This is a genomic window from Nostoc sp. KVJ3 (assembly GCF_026127265.1).
GTDB lineage: Bacteria > Cyanobacteriota > Cyanobacteriia > Cyanobacteriales > Nostocaceae > Nostoc.
Window position 1 is genome coordinate 281,509 of sequence record NZ_WWFG01000002.1, and the last position, 19,432, is coordinate 300,940.

Below are 19,432 nucleotides of genomic sequence, written 5' to 3' on the forward strand. Positions count from 1 at the left end.
TTATCTTTCTGTGAATATCGAACAATTGGTTGCTGATCTTAATAAACAGGGTGTGAAGTTGTGGGTTGAAGGTGAGCAGTTGCGTGCTAATGCTCCCAAGGGAGTATTGACGCTAGAAACTCGTGACTTATTAGCTGAAAATAAAGCGGAACTTATTTTGTTGCTGCATGAGAAAAATGCGGACACCGATATAAATTTATCCCCGATCAAAGCCGATCGCCCTCAGAACTTACCTCTGTCTTTTGCCCAAGAACGACTCTGGTTATTAAACCAGATGGAACCAGATAACCCTTTCTACAACGAACAAACAACTATAAAACTTCATGGTCACTTGAATGTCGTGGCGCTAGAGCAAAGCCTCAACAAAATTATCGATCGCCACGAAGTCTTACGTACCAACTTCCGCACTATTAACGAACAGCCAGTCCAGGTAATTGCTGACAGCTTAATTTTAAGTGTGCCAGTAGTAGACCTTACAGAACTACCTGAAGATGAAAGAGAAATCGCTTGCCAAAAATTAGCTGCAACTGAAGCTACTCAAACCTTTGACCTTGCTAGTTCTCCTTTAATCCGAGCTTGTGTGGTGAAACTTAAAGAGGTAGAACACGCTTTGGTACTAACAGTACACCACATTATCGTGGATGGTTGGTCAACAGGCGTATTGATGCGTGAGTTAGCAACCATTTACTCAGCCCTCTGCAATAACCTGTCCCCAGAGCTACCTGAGCTACCAATTCAGTATGCCGACTATGCCATTTGGCAACGGCAGTGGTTGCAAAAAGAAGTACTCCAAACGCAGCTTGATTACTGGAAACAACTACTCAATAAAGCTCCTAATTTACTAGAATTACCCACAGACAGACCAAGACCAGCCATTCAAACTTACCGGGGCGCAGTTCAATATGTCGAATTATCAAATGAACTGAGTCAAGCGATCGCTAATTTTAGCAGACAACAGGGAGCCACCCTGTTCATGACGCTGTTCTGTGCTTATGTCACCTTGCTTTATCGCTACACAGGCTCCGATGACATTGTAGTGGGTACGCCCACTGCTAACCGCGATCGCTTGGAACTCGAAGGGTTAATTGGCTTTTTTGTCAATACTTTAGTGATGCGTACTGATTTGTCAGGCAATCCCAGCTTTAAGGAATTGCTAAGTCGAGTGCGGCAACTGACACTAAAAGCGTATGCTCATCCAGACCTGCCTTTTGAGGAGTTGGTAAAAGCATTGCGGCCAGAACGAGACCTCAGCTATACGCCACTGTTCCAGGTGATGTTTGTCTTCCAGAATGCGCCTATATCTGAAGTAGAGCTTGCTGGCTTAACTATCAGTTCTTTGCCAACCCAAAGCGCACCTGCCAAATTTGATTTAACTTTATCAATGCAGAATACTGCAACTGGACTGGTGAGTATGTGGCAGTACAACGCTGACTTGTTTGATGCCAGCACAATTGAACGGATGAGCGGGCATTTTGTCACATTGCTTGAGGGAATTGTTGCTAACCCTATTCAGCAAATTTCACAATTGCCTCTGCTGACAGCAATTGAGCAACAGCAATTATTAGTTGAGTGGAACAATACTCAGTCCAACTATCCCCAGGATAAATGTATTCATCAGTTGTTTGAGGAGCAAGTAGCACGCACACCCGATGCTGTGGCAGTGGTGTTTGAATATGAACAGCTGACTTATCGGCAGTTGAATTATCGCGCTAACCAATTGGCACATTACTTGCAGTCTTTGGGTGTAAAACCAGATGTACTGGTGGGTATTTGTGTAGAGCGTTCCTTAGAAATGGTGGTGGGACTACTGGGTATCCTCAAAGCAGGTGGGGCTTATGTGCCACTTGACCCAGACTATCCTGCTGAACGCTTGAGCTTTATGTTAGAAGATGCTCAAGTTACAGTACTGCTGACACAACAGCAACTCAAGGAAAAGTTACCTCAGCATCAAGCGCAGGTTGTATATTTAGATACTGATTGGCAATTTATTTATAAGTCTTGTCAGGAAAATCCAATTACTACCGTGCAAGATAGTAACTTGGCTTATGTGATTTACACATCCGGTTCCACTGGCAAGCCCAAAGGAGCAATGAACACGCACTTGGGAATTTGCAATCGCCTGCTGTGGATGCAACAAGCATATCAATTAACAGTAGTAGATTGCATTTTACAGAAAACTCCTTTTAGCTTCGACGTGTCAGTTTGGGAGTTCTTCTGGCCGTTAATCACTGGAGCGCGTTTAGTTGTGGCTAAACCAGGTGGACATAAAGATAGTGCTTACTTGGTCAACCTAATTTTAGAGCAGCAGGTTACTCATGTGCATTTTGTTCCTTCTATGCTCCAGGTTTTCTTAGAAGAACCAAGTCTCGAAAATTGCCGTAGCTTGAAACGAGTAATCTGTAGTGGTGAAGCTTTGTATGTAGAACTTCAGGAACGCTTTTTTGCTCGGTTAGACTGCGAATTGCACAATCTCTATGGCCCAACAGAAGCGGCAATTGATGTCACCTACTGGCAATGCTTCCCAAATGGCAATCTCAGGACAGTACCGATTGGGCGGCCAATAGCCAACACACAAATCTACATTTTAGACGAGCATCTGCAACCAGTCCCCGTAGGTGTAGCAGGAGAATTGCATATTGCTGGTTTGGGGTTGGCAAGAGGCTACTTGAACCGAAAAGAATTGACAACAGGAAAATTCATTCCCAATCCCTTCTCGAATGATAAATCAGAACGCCTTTATAAAACAGGCGACCTAGTACGCTACTTGGATGATGGCAATATAGAATACCTTGGTCGCATCGATAACCAAGTCAAGATTCGCGGCTTCCGCATTGAGTTGGGAGAAATTGAGACAGTCCTCAACAGCCACCCACAAATACAACAAGCTGTAGTCATTGCCAGAGAAGATATTCCAGGTGATAAACGCTTGGTAGCATATTTAGCTGCTACTGATAAATCACTGACAACCAACCAACTACGTGAATTTCTCAAGCACCAGCTACCAGAATACATGGTTCCTAGTGCGATCGCCATTTTGGAGTCCTTACCTCTAACTCATAGTGGCAAAGTAGACCGCCGCGCCTTACCTGCACCGGATTTACAAAGCGAACAAATAGGCAAATATGTAGCCCCACGCACTCCAATTGAAGAACTATTATCACAAATTTGGGCGCAAATCCTGAAAGTAGAGCAAGTGGGTATTCATGATAACTTCTTTACCTTGGGAGGACATTCGCTGCTAGCAACGCAACTAGTTTCACGTATCCGTAACATTTTCAAAGTAGAACTAGCATTGCGTGAATTTTTTGCAAACGCGACAGTTGCCGAATTGACGCAAGAGATTGAGCAGTTACAGCAACAAAACTTAGAACTGTCTGCACCGCCTATCTTACCAAGGGCAGAGAATGCAGAACTCGCACTATCATATGCTCAACAGCGTTTATGGTTTTTAGACCAATTCGAGCCAAACAGTCCCTTCTACAATATGCCCATAGCATTGCGTTTAGCAGGAACTTTGCAAATTGCCGCATTAGAACAAAGCTTACAAGAAATCATTGCTCGCCACGAAGCCTTACGTACCAACTTCATTACAATTGATGAACAACCAACACAAATCATTCAAACACAAACAAATTGGACAGTCTGTGTTGTTGAGTTGCAGCATTTGCCAAGCAGTGAACAAGAAATTGCCACACAGCAATTAGCGCAACAACAAGCGATTCAACCCTTTGAGTTAGCAACGCAACCATTAGTGAGAGCAACATTAGTAGTGCTGTCCGAGACAGAACATGTCTTATTACTGTGTATGCACCACATTGTCTCCGATGGCTGGTCAATGGGTATATTTATTCAAGAACTAGCGACCTTGTACAATGCTTATTTAATAGGTCAGCCGTCACCCTTAGCATCACTGCCGATTCAATATGCAGATTTTGCCTTATGGCAAAGACAGTGGTTGCAAGGGGAAGTACTACAAAGCCAACTAAGTTACTGGCAACAACAACTAAAAGACGCACCAGCCTTATTGTCGTTACCCACAGACCGACCCAGACCTGCTGTGCAGACTTACCACGGGACACATCTTGAATTTGCACTTCCTCCTGAATTAACTGGTAAACTGACAAAACTAAGCCAAGAGCAAGGTTGTACCCTCTTTATGACGCTATTGGCAGCGTTTGATACCCTGCTTTATCGCTACACAGGGCAATCAGACATATTAGTGGGTTCGCCAATTGCTAACCGCGATCGCTCTGAGATAGAAGGGTTAATTGGCTTTTTTGTCAATACCTTAGTTATGCGTTCTAACTTGGCAGATAATCCCAGTTTTAGCGAATTACTAGGTCGGGTTCGTGAAATGACAATGGAGGCATACTCTCATCAGCATTTGCCTTTTGAAATGCTGGTGGAAGCATCACAGCCAGAACGGGATCTTAGCTATACACCACTATTCCAAGTAATGTTTGTCCTCCAAAATGCACCCACATCTGGATTAGAACTGACTGGGCTAAGTGTCAGTCCATTGCCAATAAAAGGTATAACTTCCAGGTTTGATTTAACCTTAATCATGCGGAACAATGGCACTGGACTGGCAGGGGTGTGGGAGTACAACACTGACTTGTTTGATGCTAGTACCATTGAGCGAATGACTGGTCATTTTGTGACGTTGCTTGAAGGTATTATTGCTAACCCACAACAGCCAATCTCACAATTGCCCCTGCTAACACAACTGGAACAACAAAAGTTACTTGTTGAGTGGAACGATACAGGAGTGGATTATCCACTCCATAAGTGCATCCATCAGTTATTTGAGGAACAAGTAGCGCGTACCCCCGATGCAGTGGCGGTGGAGTTTGAAAATCAACAACTAACTTACCACCAATTAAACTATCGCGCTAACCAGTTGGCGCACTACTTGCAGTCTTTGGGAGTAAAACCAGATGTCCTAGTCGGGTTGTGTGTAGAGCGTTCTTTAGAGATGGTCATAGGACTACTGGGGATACTAAAAGCGGGAGGAGCTTATGTACCACTTGACCCAGAGTATCCCCAAGAGCGTTTGAGATTTATTTTAGAAGATGCTCAAGTTAGGGTATTGGTGACACCGCAGTTGCTCAAAGAGCGACTGCCCCAAAATCAAGCCAAACTTATTTGTTTGGATACTGACGCTGAAGTGATTTCCCAGTGCAGTCAGGACAATCTCATCTGTGGCGTACAACCCAATAACTTAGCTTATATAATTTACACTTCTGGTTCCACAGGTCAACCAAAGGGTATAGCCATGAGTCAGCTTGCTCTTTGCAATCTAATCTTGTGGCATCGGGACAATCTGAAAATTGCGCCTGGAGCAAAAACCCTACAATTTGCTTCAATTAACTTTGATGTCTCCTTCCAAGAAATCTTCACTACTTGGTGTTCTGGCGGCACATTGTTCTTAATTGCAGAGGAATTACGCCGCGATGCTTCAGCTTTGTTAGGCTTTCTCCAACAAGAAGCGATTGAAAGAATGTTTCTCCCCTTTGTGGGCTTACAGCAATTAGCTGAAGTCGCTGTTGGTAGTGAATTAGTTAATAGTCATTTGCGAGAAATCATTACTGCTGGGGAACAGTTGCAGATTACTCCAGCTATTTCTGAGTGGTTTCGCAAACTAACTGATTGTACATTGCACAATCAGTATGGGCCATCAGAAACGCATTTAGCCACCAGCTTGACTTTGCCTAATTCAGTAGACACTTGGCCGTTACTTCCTGCCATTGGGCGACCCATTGCCAACACGCAAATTTACATTCTCGATAAATATTTACAGCCTGTACCAGTGGGTGTACCAGGAGAAATTTACATTGCTGGTGTCCTTTTAGCCCAAGGCTACTTTAACCGTCCTGAGTTAACCCAAGAGAAATTCATTCCTAATCCTTTTAGCGATAAGCCGCATTCTCGTCTCTACAAAACCGGGGACTTAGCACGCTACTTAAGCGACGGTAACATTGAATTTTTAGGACGCATCGATAGTCAGGTTAAGGTGCGGGGTTTCCGCATTGAGTTGGGGGAAGTTGAAGCAGTACTGAGCCAACTAATGGATGTACAGGCATCTTGTGCAGTTGTCCGTGAAGATACACCAGGCGATAAACGCCTAGTTGCTTACATTGTGCCGCAAAATGAGCAGACTTGTACTGAGCGACTTGCCTTGAGCGAAGTCGAAAGGAGTCGAAGTACACTCTCTGTAAGTGTTGTGCGTAACTTCCTCAAGTCAAAGTTACCAGAGTATATGGTGCCAAGTGCGATAGTCATCTTGGACGCTCTACCACTTACCCCCAACGGGAAACTAGACCGCCGCGCATTGCCCGCACCTGATGTACACAGCCAATTATCGGACAAATATGTTGCCCCACGTAACCCAATCGAAGAAATCCTGTCAGTAATTTGGGCGCAAGTGCTAAAAATAGAGCAAGTCGGCATACATGATAACTTCTTTGAACTGGGAGGACACTCACTACTAGCAATGCAACTAGTCTCCCGTGTGCGTAATAGCTTGAAAGTAGAACTCCTATTACGTAGCTTATTTGCCGCACCAACGGTTGCTGAATTGGCGCAAGTGATTGGCCAATTGCAGCAACAGGATTTAGAATTAATTTCCCCACCCATCGTACCAAGGGCAAGGGATACAGAATTACCACTGTCTTATGCTCAACAGCGTTTGTGGTTTTTAGACCAGTTAGAGCCGAACAGTGCTGCATACAACTTACCTTTACCTTTGCGTCTAGTCGGAATTCTTAATCGAACTGCCTTAGAACAAAGCTTACAAGAAATTATTTATCGCCACGAAGCGTTACGTACTAATTTCGTCATAATTGATGGAAAACCAAATCAAATTATTCAAACAGGGACTACTTGGACAGTATCAGTTGTTGATTTGAAGCATTTATCGCCAACGGAACAAGAAATCGCTACACAGGAATTAGCCCAACAACAAGCACAACAGCCTTTTAACCTGACAAAGGGAGTATTAGTCAAAGCGATATTGGTAGTCCTTAATGAGACAGAACACGTTTTATTACTGTGTATGCACCATATTGTCTCTGATGGCTGGTCAACAGGTGTGTTTGTCCAAGAACTAGAAGCACTGTATAATGCTTATTCTCAAGGTCAACCGTCACCATTAACACCACTGACGGTTCAGTATGCAGATTTCGCACTGTGGCAAAGAAACTGGTTACAAGGAGATGTACTGCAAAGCCAACTCTCGTACTGGCAACAGCAGCTAAAAGACGCACCAGCTTTGTTGTCCCTACCCACAGACCGACCCAGACCAGCTTTGCAGACTTTTGCTGGCGCACATCAAGAGTTTGCACTCTCTGGAGAGTTAACTGATAGATTGGTAAAACTGAGTCAGGAGCAAGGCGTTACCCTCTTTATGACGCTGTTAGCAGCTTATGATATCCTGCTTTATCGCTACACAGGTGTAGCAGATATATTGGTGGGGACGCCAATTGCCAACCGCGATCGCTCTGAGATAGAAGGGTTAATTGGCTTTTTTGTCAACACATTAGTGATGCGTACTGACTTGGCAGGCAATCCCAGTTTTAGCGAATTACTGACTCGTGTTCGAGAAGTAGCGTTGGGAGCGTATGCTCATCAGAATCTACCTTTTGAAATGCTGGTAGAAGCATTGCAGCCAGAACGGGATCTCAGTCATACACCACTGTTTCAGGTAATGTTTGTCCTCCAGAATGCACCCACATTTGGATTAGAACTGACTGGACTCACTGTCAGTTCATTGTCAATAAAAGGTACAACTTCCAGGTTTGATTTAACCTTAATCATGCAGAACACTGCCACTGGATTGGTCGGGGTGTGGGAGTACAACACTGACTTGTTTGATGCCAGCACAATTGAACGAATGACGGGTCATTTTGTGACGTTGCTTGAAGGTATTATTGCTAACCCACAACAGCCAATCTCACAATTGCCCCTGCTGCCAGAAGTTGAGCAAAGGCAGTTACTTATCGAATGGAACGATACCCAGTCCAACTATCCTCAGAATAAATGTATCCATCAGTTGTTTGAGGAGCAGGTGGAGCGTACTCCTGATGCCATAGCAGTAGTGTTTGAAAATCAGCAGCTCACCTATTACCAATTGAATTGTCGTGCTAATCAGTTAGCGCATTACTTGCGCTCATTGGGTGTAAAACCAGATGTGCTGGTGGGTCTTTGTGTAGAACGTTCAGTGGAAATGGTAGTTGGACTTTTGGGCGTTCTCAAAGCGGGTGGGGCATATCTGCCACTTGACCCAGAGTATCCGCCTGAGCGTTTAAACTTCATGTTAGAAGATGCTCAAGTTCAAGTGCTGCTTAGTCAACGGCAACTTATTGACAGAATTCCCCAGTATCAAGCAAAACAAGTCTTTTTCGATGAAGTCTGGTCACAAATTGCCCAAAACAATCAAGATAACCCAACCAGTGGAGTCAGAGCTTTTCATCTAGCTAATCTGATTTACACGTCAGGGTCTACAGGTAGACCTAAAGGTGTGATGGTTGAGCATCAGGGGCTATGTAACCTAGCTCAAGCTCAAATTCAGACTTTTGGCTTGACTTCGGATAGTCGCGTTCTCCAATTTGCCTCCTTTAGTTTTGATGCAAGCATCTCAGAAATCTTGATGGCTTTAGGATCAGGCGGAATGCTGTACCTGGGAACAAAAGACTCTCTATTGCCAGGGAAGCCGTTAATTGAGCAATTACGCAATCATTGTATTACCCATATAACCCTACCACCATCGGCACTAGCAGTTATGCCTATGGAGGAACTGCCGACACTGCAAACAATAATTGTGGCTGGAGAAGCTTGTCCTGCTGAATTAATCAAGCAATGGTCTATTGGTAGAAACTTCTTCAACGCTTATGGCCCAACAGAAGCTACTGTCTGTGCCACGATTGGCAAAGCCACGCCGAAGGCGATCGCAAAATGCACTGATGATGAGAAAATATCTATTGGTAAGGCGATCGCAAATACACAAGTTTACATCTTAGACAAAAATTTACAACCATTGCCCGTAGGCGTGCCAGGAGAGTTGTACATCGGGGGTATAGGGTTAGCAAGAGGCTACCTCAACCTTCCTGAACTAACGGCTGAAAGATTCATTACTAACCCCTTCCGAAGAAGCAGGGGAGCGGGGGAGCAGGGGAGCAAAAGAGCAGAAGAGAAGTTGCAGCAGTCTTTCTCCTCTGCCTCTTACGACCGCCTCTATAAAACAGGGGACTTAGTACGCTATCTTACAGATGGTAATATTGAATACCTGGGGCGCATTGACAATCAGGTAAAAATTCGGGGCTTCCGTATTGAATTGGGAGAAGTTGAAGCAGTACTGAGCCAACATAGTAATGTGAAAGGATGTTGTATCATCGCCCGTGAAGATATCCCTGGTGATAAACGCTTAGTTGCCTACTTAGTGCCGTATCAGGACTGTACACTGACAATCAATGAACTGCGCCAATTCCTAAAAGCAAAGCTGCCAGAGTACATGGTGCCAAGTGCTTTTGTAATCTTGGAATCCTTACCCCTGACTCCAAACGGCAAAGTAGACCGCCGCGCCTTAAGAGCAACGGATTTACAAAGCGAACAAATAGGCAAATATGTTGCTCCACGCACTCCAATTGAAGAACTATTAGCACAAATTTGGGCGCAAGTACTGAAACTAGAGCAAGTTGGTATACATGATAACTTTTTTGAACTAGGGGGACACTCACTACTAGCAACGCAATTGGTTTCACGCATTCGCAACATTTTCAAAGTGGAACTAGCATTGCGAGAGTTGTTTGCAAACGCAACAGTTGCCGAATTAGCACAAGCAATTGAGCAGTTACAGCAACAGGACTTAGAACTGTCTGCACCACCTATTCTACCAAGGGCAAGGGATACAGAATTACCACTGTCTTATGCTCAACAGCGTCTATGGTTTTTAGACCAGTTAGAGCCGAACAGTGCTGCATACAACTTACCCTTAGCTTTGCGTCTCGTGGGAAATCTTAATCGGGTTGCCTTAGAACAAAGCTTACAAGAAATTATTCATCGCCATGAAGCGTTACGCACCAATTTCATCACCGTTAATGGAAAACCTTCGCAAATCATTCAAACACAAACGAATTGGACAGTCTCAATTCTTGAGTGCGAATATCTGCCACTAAGCGAACAAGAAATCGCCACACAGCAATTAGCTCAACAACAAGCTATTCAACCATTTGATCTGGCAAAGGGAGCATTAATCAGAGCGACACTAGTAGTGCTGTCCGAAACAGAACACGCCTTATTAGTGTGTATGCACCACGTTGTCTCTGATGGCTGGTCAATGGGTGTGTTCATCCAAGAACTAGCAGCACTGTACAATGCTTATTCTCAAGGTCAACCGTCACCATTAACACCACTGACGGTTCAGTATGCAGATTTCGCACTGTGGCAAAGAAACTGGTTACAAGGAGATGTACTGCAAACTCAACTCTCGTACTGGCAACAGCAGCTAAAAGACGCACCAGCTTTGTTGTCCCTACCCACAGACCGACCCAGACCAGCTTTGCAGACTTTTGCTGGCGCACATCAAGAGTTTGCACTCTCTGGAGAGTTAACTGATAGATTGGTAAAACTGAGTCAGGAGCAAGGCGTTACCCTCTTTATGACGCTGTTAGCAGCTTATGATACCCTGCTTTATCGCTACACAGGTGTAGCAGATATATTGGTGGGGACGCCAATTGCCAACCGCGATCGCTCTGAGATAGAAGGGTTAATTGGCTTTTTTGTCAACACATTAGTGATGCGTACTGACTTGGCAGGCAATCCCAGTTTTAGCGAATTACTGACTCGTGTTCGAGAAGTAGCGTTGGGAGCGTATGCTAATCAGAATCTACCTTTTGAAATGCTGGTAGAAGCATTGCAGCCAGAACGGGATCTCAGTCATACACCACTGTTCCAAGTAATGTTTTCACTTCAGAATGCGCCTATGTCTGAACTAGAACTGGCTGACTTAACTATCAGTTCATTGAGCGCCCAAAGTGCAACAGCAAAGTTTGATTTAACTTTATCAATGCAGAACTCTACTGCTGGACTAGTGGGTGTATGGGAATATAACACTGATTTATTTGATGCAGGTACAATTGAGCGCATGGCTGGGCATTTTGTAACCTTGCTGTCAGGTATTGTTGCTAACCCAGAAGAGCGGATTTCACAATTGCCACTGCTGACAGCAACTGAGCAACAGCAGTTATTAGTTGAATGGAACAATACTCAAGCGGATTATCCACAAGATTTGTGTATTCATCAATTGTTTGAGGAACAAGTAGAACTCACTCCCGATGCTGTGGCGGTGGTGTTTGGAAATCAACAATTAACTTACTATGAATTAAACTACCAGGCTAACCAGTTGGCGCACTACCTTAAGTCTTTAGGCGTGGGAGCAGATGTGTTAGTAGGGATTTGCGTCGAGCGTTCTTTAGAAATGGTCGTTGGATTGTTGGGTATTCTTAAGGCAGGTGGGGCTTATGTGCCACTGGACTCAGGCTATCCTCAAGACCGATTGAGCTTTATGCTTGAAGATGCGGCGCTGCCAGTGTTATTAACTCAGCAATCATTGTTAGAACTTTTGCCAGAGCATACTCCACAAGTAGTATGTTTGGATAGCGATCGCCAACTCATTGCTCAACACAGTCGGGAAAATCCACTGAGTGGAAGCAAACCAGAAAACTTGGCCTATGTAATTTATACTTCAGGTTCCACAGGCAAGCCAAAAGGAGTTCAAGTTAACCACAACTGTGTAGTCAACTTTTTAGCTTCCATGAGTTGTTGTCCAGGATTAACTGACTCTGATACATTCTGTGCCGTTACTACCATATCCTTTGATATTGCGGCTTTGGAACTGTATCTCCCACTGGTGGTAGGAGCGAGGGTAGTAGTAGTTGCGCGTGAAGTCGCCATTGATGGCGCTAGGCTGTTACTAGAGTTACAACACTCAGACGCAACAGTGATGCAAGCGACTCCAGCCACTTGGCAAATGCTATTAGCTTCAGGCTTAGGTACTCAAAAGTTGGGAATGAAACTCTTGTGTGGGGGAGAAGCCTTACCAACTCAACTAGCGCATCAATTATTAGAAACTGGTAGCGAAGTATGGAATCTCTACGGGCCTACAGAAACTACAATTTGGTCGAGTATTTACCAACTTAGAAAGGACGCAACGCAACTAGAAGGTAGAAGTGCGATCGCCTCTGGCGCTGCGCTCCGTGCAATCGCACCCATTGGTCGTCCCATAACTAATACTCAAATTTACATTCTAGATACAGAATTACAACCAGTGCCTGTAGGTGTGCCAGGAGAATTGCATATTGGTGGTGCAGGATTAGCACATGGCTACCTCAACCGACCAAAGTTAACACAAGAGAAATTCATTTCCAACCCGTTTGAGGATGCAAAAGACAGTAAATTATATAAAACTGGGGATTTGGCACGCTATTTACCCGATGGTAGTATAGAATACCTGGGACGCATCGATAATCAAGTTAAAATTCGCGGTTTCCGCATTGAGTTGGGTGAAATTGAAGCAGCACTGAGTCAATATAGTGATGTGCATGTATCTTGTGTCATCGCTAGCGAAGATACCCCTGGTGATAAACGCTTAGTTGCCTACGTAGTGCCGCATCAGCACTGTACACCTACAATCAATGAACTGCGGCAATTCCTGAAAGCAAAGCTACCAGATTACATGGTGCCAAACACCTTTGTCATCTTGGAATCCTTGCCGCTAACTCCTAACGGCAAAGTAGACCGCCGTGCATTAAGAGTACCTTCCTATAACAACGACTCACAAAGATTGGTTGTACCTCGTAACCAGTTAGAACTGCAACTAACGCAAATTTGGTCACAGATTTTAAAAGTTGACGATGTGGGGGTAAAAGATAACTTTTTTGATCTCGGTGGCCATTCTCTTTTAGTTCCCTACTTAATGGCTCAAATTAAGCAACAGTTTGGTAAAGATATTTCTATAGCAACCCTCTTCCAAAATCCAACTATTGAACAATTGGCAACTATTGTGCAGACGGATTCAGATTCTAAGAGTGAATCTCTTTTAGTAGCAATTCAGCCGCATGGTTCTAAGCCACCTTTGTTTTGTCTTCCTGGGGCTGGTGGTGATCCTTTTTACTTGTATAACTTAGCCCGTTGTTTAGGACAAGACCAACCATTTTACAGTTTCCAAATAAATGGAAATGGTCTTTCTGGAGAATCAGAGCCAATGACTCGATTTAAGGATATGGCTGCCCAATATATTCAAGCAATCTTAATTTTTCAACCCCAGGGGCCATATTTTTTGGCAGGGCATTCTTTTGGTGGTCAATTAGCTTTTGAAATAGCGCAGCAGTTACTTCACAAAGGCTATAAAGTTGCATTGGTTGCTATTCTTGATACTACAATACCTTTTTATCAGGAAAAGCCAATAGGTTTTAATTGGGATAATTCTAAATGGCTGGCTGAAATGGCCAAATCAATAGAAGCTTTTTTAGCAAAGAACTTGGATATTTCTGAAGAGACTCTTCAATCTTTGGTTTGGGAGGAACAACTGAAATACATTCTACAGCGTTTAAAAATGGTTGATATATTCCCTCCCGATACTGAAATAACGCAGCTAAATAATATGGTGCAAACTTTCAAAACTAACTGTTTAGTCAATTATGCACCACAACAGGTTTATCCATCCCGAATTGCTCTGTTGCGCTCCAGTGAGGCTTCTATTGAAGAGCCTGATTTACCTGCTGATATTTCGCAGGATTCGGCTTGGGGTTGGAACAAGTTTTCTACTGAACCAGTTAACGTCCATTTTGTTCCAGGTAATCACGTGACAATGATGACTCAACCTAATGTTCAGGTTTTAGCAGAAAAGTTGAAAGCTTGTATTGAGCAAGCACAAAAAGCTACGGGTGATGGAATATGAATCTTCTTTAGTTATTATTTAACCAGCATCCCGTAGATATTAAGCGAGTTCAGACGAATTGAAATTTAAATGTAAGGAACTGTATCATGACTATTTCTCACCAAATTCAATCGACACTATGGGATAAAAAACAAGAGTATCCCTTAACCGCAGAATCTTTAAAAATGCTGCTTGAACAGCGAATTCCTCTGATTCGGCTAAAAGAATTTGCCACACCTGAAGAGTGTGAAATGTTATATGCTCAATCTCAATTGCTCAAATTTAACGCTTATCAAGATGTGAGTCCTAAAATTGAAAAAGTTGGCATCACAGTGTTTGAATACAACAGCATTAGTAAAGCAGATTATTTTAAAGAAGTAGAAAGAGCTACTAAATTAAGAGACTCTATTACAGCAGCCTCATTCAATCCATTGGAGCGCATAATAGAGAAGTTCCGAGAGTGCGGCGCGAAAGTGCGAATTGCTTCTGAACCAGACTACGGTAGTTACTATGCAGGACTGATCAGAAAAATAGAGAATGGTACCCAAATTCATATTGATTTTGCTCCTTTGGAGCAATCTGAATGGGAAATTTGTACAATTACCGCGCAACTTTCCTGGACTTTGTACTTGAAATTGTCTCCCAATAATAATGGTAAAACCTGCATTTACGATCGCCGTTGGAAGCCAGAAGATGAGCAATATAAACTCGATTCCTACGGATATAGTGATACAGTAATTGCAGATGCCGACATGATAGCTTTCCAACCTTATGTGGGAGATGTCTTACTTTTCAATACAAGCAATTTTCACTATGTTGAACCCATGAATGGACAACGTGTGGCTTTCACTTCCATGATTGGCTTACTTCCTAACGGTGAAATTATTTTCTGGTCTTGAATAGGCAAGCAGTAAACAGTAATCAGTTATCAAAGCATAAGGTGTGTTGTTAAAGCGCACCAACGCTTAACACCAATTGATGGGAAACTCTGACCCAAGGATAAATACATCACGTCATGAACTGATAACTGCTTATTGATAACTTTTAAATAGAAGTCTTAGAGGTTGTTTGAAAAGTCGTGATTGATGCATCAAATATTTTTTACCCCTCCCTAACCCTCCCCGATATATTGGGGAGGGAACCGGATTTTTCTTATTTCCCCCCTTTACAAGGGGGGACTAAGGGGGTAACAACGCAATTAAAATCACAGTCAAACACTTTTCAAACATCCTCTTATAGCTTGGTGAGACAATTAGCAATTTGGAAAATACAGTGAGGTAATGATTCATGCCCTTAGCAGCTGTGATGACTGCACCTAATCAACCAGTTGAAGTGCAACAATTACCAGACCCAATTCTAGAAAAGGGTGGAATCATTATTGAAACCTTATATTCTGAGGTTTGTGGAACTGACGTACATTTACTACGTGGGCATTTAGAGGGAGTACCCTATCCAATCATCCCTGGCCACTTCTCAGTTGGGCGTGTGCTGGAAACAGGTGGACGGGTTAATGATGTCAATGGTAAATTAATTCAACCTGGAGCGATCGCTACCTTTCTCGATGTCCACGAAACCTGTTACAACTGCTGGTATTGTCTAGTAGCCAAAGCTTCCACTCGCTGTCCACAACGCAAGGTTTATGGTGTCACCTACTCAGCTAAAGATGGATTGCTGGGTGGTTGGTCTGAACTGATTTACCTCAAACCAGGGGTTAAAGTTTTAACTTTACCCGAAGAAGTCTCACCGAAGCAATTCATCGCTGGGGGATGTGCTTTACCAACTGCACTACACGCTATCGATCGAGCGCAGATTCAAATTGGTGATGTTGTTGTAGTGCAGGGTTGTGGCCCTGTGGGTTTGAGTGCAGCAATTCTAGCTTTGCTCTCAGGTGCAGGTAAAGTAATTGTCATCGATAAATATGAGAGTCGATTATTAGTTGCCAAATCCTTCGGTATAGATGAAACCCTTGTAATTAAAGGTGATGATCCGCGACAACATATTGAGCGAGTTTTGGAACTGACCCACGGACACGGTGCTGATGTGATTATTGAAGCTACAGGCATCCCCATTGCTGTCAAAGAGGGCTTAAATATGACAAGAAATGGAGGTCGTTATGTGATTGTCGGACATTACACAAACACGGGTGATATTTTAATCAATCCACACTTGGAAATTAATCTAAAACATATTGATATTCGTGGAACTTGGGGAATCGATTTCAGCCATTTTTACAGAATGATTGAATTACTAAAACGTCATAGCGATCCCAGAAAAAATATTGCTTGGGAAAGCATAATTAGTCGTTCATACACACTACAAGAAATTAATCAAGCCCTGACAGATGTAGAGAAAGGCTCTGTATTAAAAGCTGTGATTCAACCGAATCTACCTTGATGATAACAACATATTAAATAGGGAGAATATATGCTCGGAGATTTAAAAATTGCCTTTATCGGCGGTGGTACGATGGGCGAAATGATAATTAGTAGATTGTTATCGACGAAAATTGTTCAAAAACCCGATCTAGTTATAGCCAGCGATCCAGTTTCTGAACGATGCCTTTATTTAGAAAATGAATATGGAATACGGACTACAACATCCAATATAGAAGCGATAAAAGGCGCATCGATTGTGATATTGGCAGTGAAGCCGCAGGTTTTAGCCTCTGTTATGGCTATGCTGAAGGATAAAATTTCACCTGATGTTTTAGTAATTAGTATTGTGGGTGGAGTGAGTATTGCATCTCTGTGCCAAGGGTTAAACCATCCTGCTGTTGTCCGTACAATGCCGAACATTGCCGTACAAGTTGGTCATGGCACAACGGTATGGAGCGCATCATCAAGTGTTACAGAGATACAGCGATCGCATACCCAAGTCATTTTACAAGCATTAGGCAAGGAATTTGCTACTCAAAATGAACATTACCTTGATATGGCAACGGCGTTGAGTAGCGCCGGGACTGGATTTGTGTTTCTGTACATCGAAGCGATGATTGATGCTGGGGTTCAGATGGGTTTAACTCGCACACAAGCCCAAGAACTCACATTGCATACGATTGCTGGCAGTGTAGAACTTATGTTGCAGACTCATGAACATCCAGCAGTCTTACGAAACAAGGTAACTAGTCCTGGGGAGTGACTGCTGCGGGTCTTTACGAGTTAGAAAAAGGTGGTATGCGAACTATGATCTCTAATGCCGTGCTTACTGCTTTGAGCCGCACTCAACAATTAGGTAATATCAGTTGAAAAACTAATGGTAAGTGGAGTTCTTCGTTCGGTACTTAGATCTGATTAGAGGCAATAAAAAGTACCAAATTTGATAAAAGATTTTAGTTTAATTCCAGAATATGCCAACCCAAGTTGTTCAAGTTAAACCTTCAAAAAATGCTTTTTCAGAATTTATCCAATTCTGGGAAGATGTAAAAGCGATCGCCGGCCCTTATTGGTATCCCACAGAACCAGGTAAAAGAGCATTCTCAGACGTAATTCGTGCATGGGGAATGCTTATTATTCTAATATTGCTAATAATTTTACTTGTAAGTATAAATGCTTTTAATACTTTTATTTATCGTTATTTGATCGATTTCATCATTCAAGAAAAAGATTATTCTAAATTTATTAATACCATATCAATTTATGCTGTTGGTCTTCTTTGTATAACGCTTTTAGTAGGATTTACTAAACTTCTTAGAAAACAAATTGCTCTTGACTGGTATCAATGGCTCAATAACCAAATTTTAAATAAATATTTAGACAATCGGGCTTATTATAAAATTAATTTTAATGCCGATATTGATAACCCAGATCAACGTTTATCTCGAGAAATTGAACCAATTACTAGTAATGCCCTCAGCTTTTCTGCTACTTTCTTAGAAAGAGTCCTAGAAATGACAACTTTTTTAATAGTTGTCTGGTCAATTTCGCAACAGATAGCTATCGCCCTATTGATGTATACAATTATAGGTAACTTAATTGCTGGTTACTTAAATCAAGAATTGATTAAAATTAATCAAGAAGAACTCGAATTGAAAGGTGATTATAGCTATTCTCTGACTCATGTTCGTAATCACGCTGAGTCAATAGCTTTTTTTCAAGGAGAAGAACAGGAATTAAATATAATTCAACGCCGATTTAAAAACTTAATAAAAAATACTAAAAACAAGATTAATTGGGAGAAAAATAAAGACATTTATAACAGAGGGTATCGAGCTATTATCGAAATTTCTGTACTCTTTGTACTTGCACCTTTATATATTAGAGGTGATATTGATTTCGGACAACTTGGACAAGCTACAGTAGCTTGCTACCAATTTGCTGGTGCTTTAGAAGAATTAATAGCTGAATTTGGCGTTTCTGGGCGATTTTCTAGTTACGTTCAGCGTTTATCTGAGTTTTCAGATGCGTTAGAAGCAGTGACTAAACAACCAGAAAATGTCAATACCATTAAAACAATAGAAGAAAATCATCTCGCTTTTGAGAATGTCACTTTACAAACACCGAACTATGAACAGGTAATAGTTGAAAATTTGTCATTGTCCGTTCAGCCTGGAGAAGGTTTATTGATTGTTGGGCCTAGTGGTCGAGGTAAGAGTTCTATGTTGAGAGCGATCGCTGGTTTGTGGAATGCGGGAACTGGCCGTCTGGTGCGCCCCCCTTTGAAAGAAGTCTTATTCTTACCCCAACGTCCTTATATCATTTTAGGAACTCTGCGCGAACAGTTACTTTATCCTAAAACTAATCGTCAAATGACCGACGCAGAACTCAAAGAAATTTTGCAACAAGTTAATCTGCAAAACTTGCTAAGTCGAGTTGATGGCTTCGATACAGAAGTTCCTTGGGAGAATATATTGTCCTTGGGAGAACAACAACGCCTAGCTTTCGCACGCCTGTTAGTAACTCATCCAAGGTTCACCATATTAGATGAAGCAACAAGTGCTTTGGATTTAAAAAATGAAGGAAGTTTATATCAACAGTTACAAGAGACAAAAACAACATTTATTAGTGTTGGGCATCGAGAAAGTCTATTTGATTACCATCAATGGGTTTTGGAACTTGCACAAGATTCCAGTTGGCAGCTTGTAACTGTACAGGATTATCGGACTCAAAAAGCAAGTATTACTAAACCTACCGCCAATGCTCAAATCAAAATAGATGATGTGTCTCAAGATAAGTCAGAAATCAGCACAAGTGAAAAGCTAACTCATAAGGAAATGAATGAATTAACCTACTATTCTATTACAACTATTAGAAGTAAGGCAAGCAAAGGGGAATCTATCACTACTAGAGACGGAATTACCTATCGCTATGATAAAGATCCTAATGTGTTGAAATGGATGAGGGTTTAGCCGCTACCATCCGTGAGGGCTAAAATAAAGCAAATTTTTTCAAATAGTTAAAATACTCAAATTTTTTAATGAAATTATTATTGTGTGGGGAGAAGCAACGCTACCCTCCTCTTTTGATTATCATGCTCACCAAAGTTTTTGAAAGCTTAAATCTT

The 19,432-nt window shown here is 42.3% G+C and carries 5 protein-coding genes; all 5 read left to right on the forward strand.

The window, feature by feature from the left end:
• The first annotated feature begins 10 nt into the window (after positions 1 to 10).
• A complete protein-coding gene (locus tag GTQ43_RS17345) occupies positions 11 to 13,954 on the forward strand; it encodes a non-ribosomal peptide synthase/polyketide synthase (RefSeq protein ID WP_265273990.1) in 13,944 nt (4,647 codons plus the stop codon).
• Between the two features lie 86 nt (positions 13,955 to 14,040).
• Positions 14,041 to 14,832 carry a hypothetical protein gene (locus GTQ43_RS17350; protein ID WP_265273991.1) on the forward strand — a complete coding sequence of 264 codons (792 nt, stop codon included), beginning with the start codon at positions 14,041 to 14,043 and terminating at the stop codon, positions 14,830 to 14,832.
• 388 nt (positions 14,833 to 15,220) lie between these two features.
• Entirely contained in the window at positions 15,221 to 16,327 is a 1,107-nt protein-coding gene (locus GTQ43_RS17355) for a zinc-binding dehydrogenase (RefSeq protein WP_265273992.1), read from the forward strand.
• A gap of 30 nt (positions 16,328 to 16,357) precedes the next feature.
• Entirely contained in the window at positions 16,358 to 17,071 is a 714-nt protein-coding gene (proC, locus tag GTQ43_RS17360; RefSeq protein WP_265273993.1) for a pyrroline-5-carboxylate reductase, read from the forward strand.
• A 208-nt stretch (positions 17,072 to 17,279) separates the two neighbouring features.
• Positions 17,280 to 19,277 carry an ABC transporter ATP-binding protein/permease gene (locus GTQ43_RS17365; protein WP_265273994.1) on the forward strand — a complete coding sequence of 666 codons (1,998 nt, stop codon included), beginning with the start codon at positions 17,280 to 17,282 and terminating at the stop codon, positions 19,275 to 19,277.
• Positions 19,278 to 19,432 lie beyond the last annotated feature (155 nt).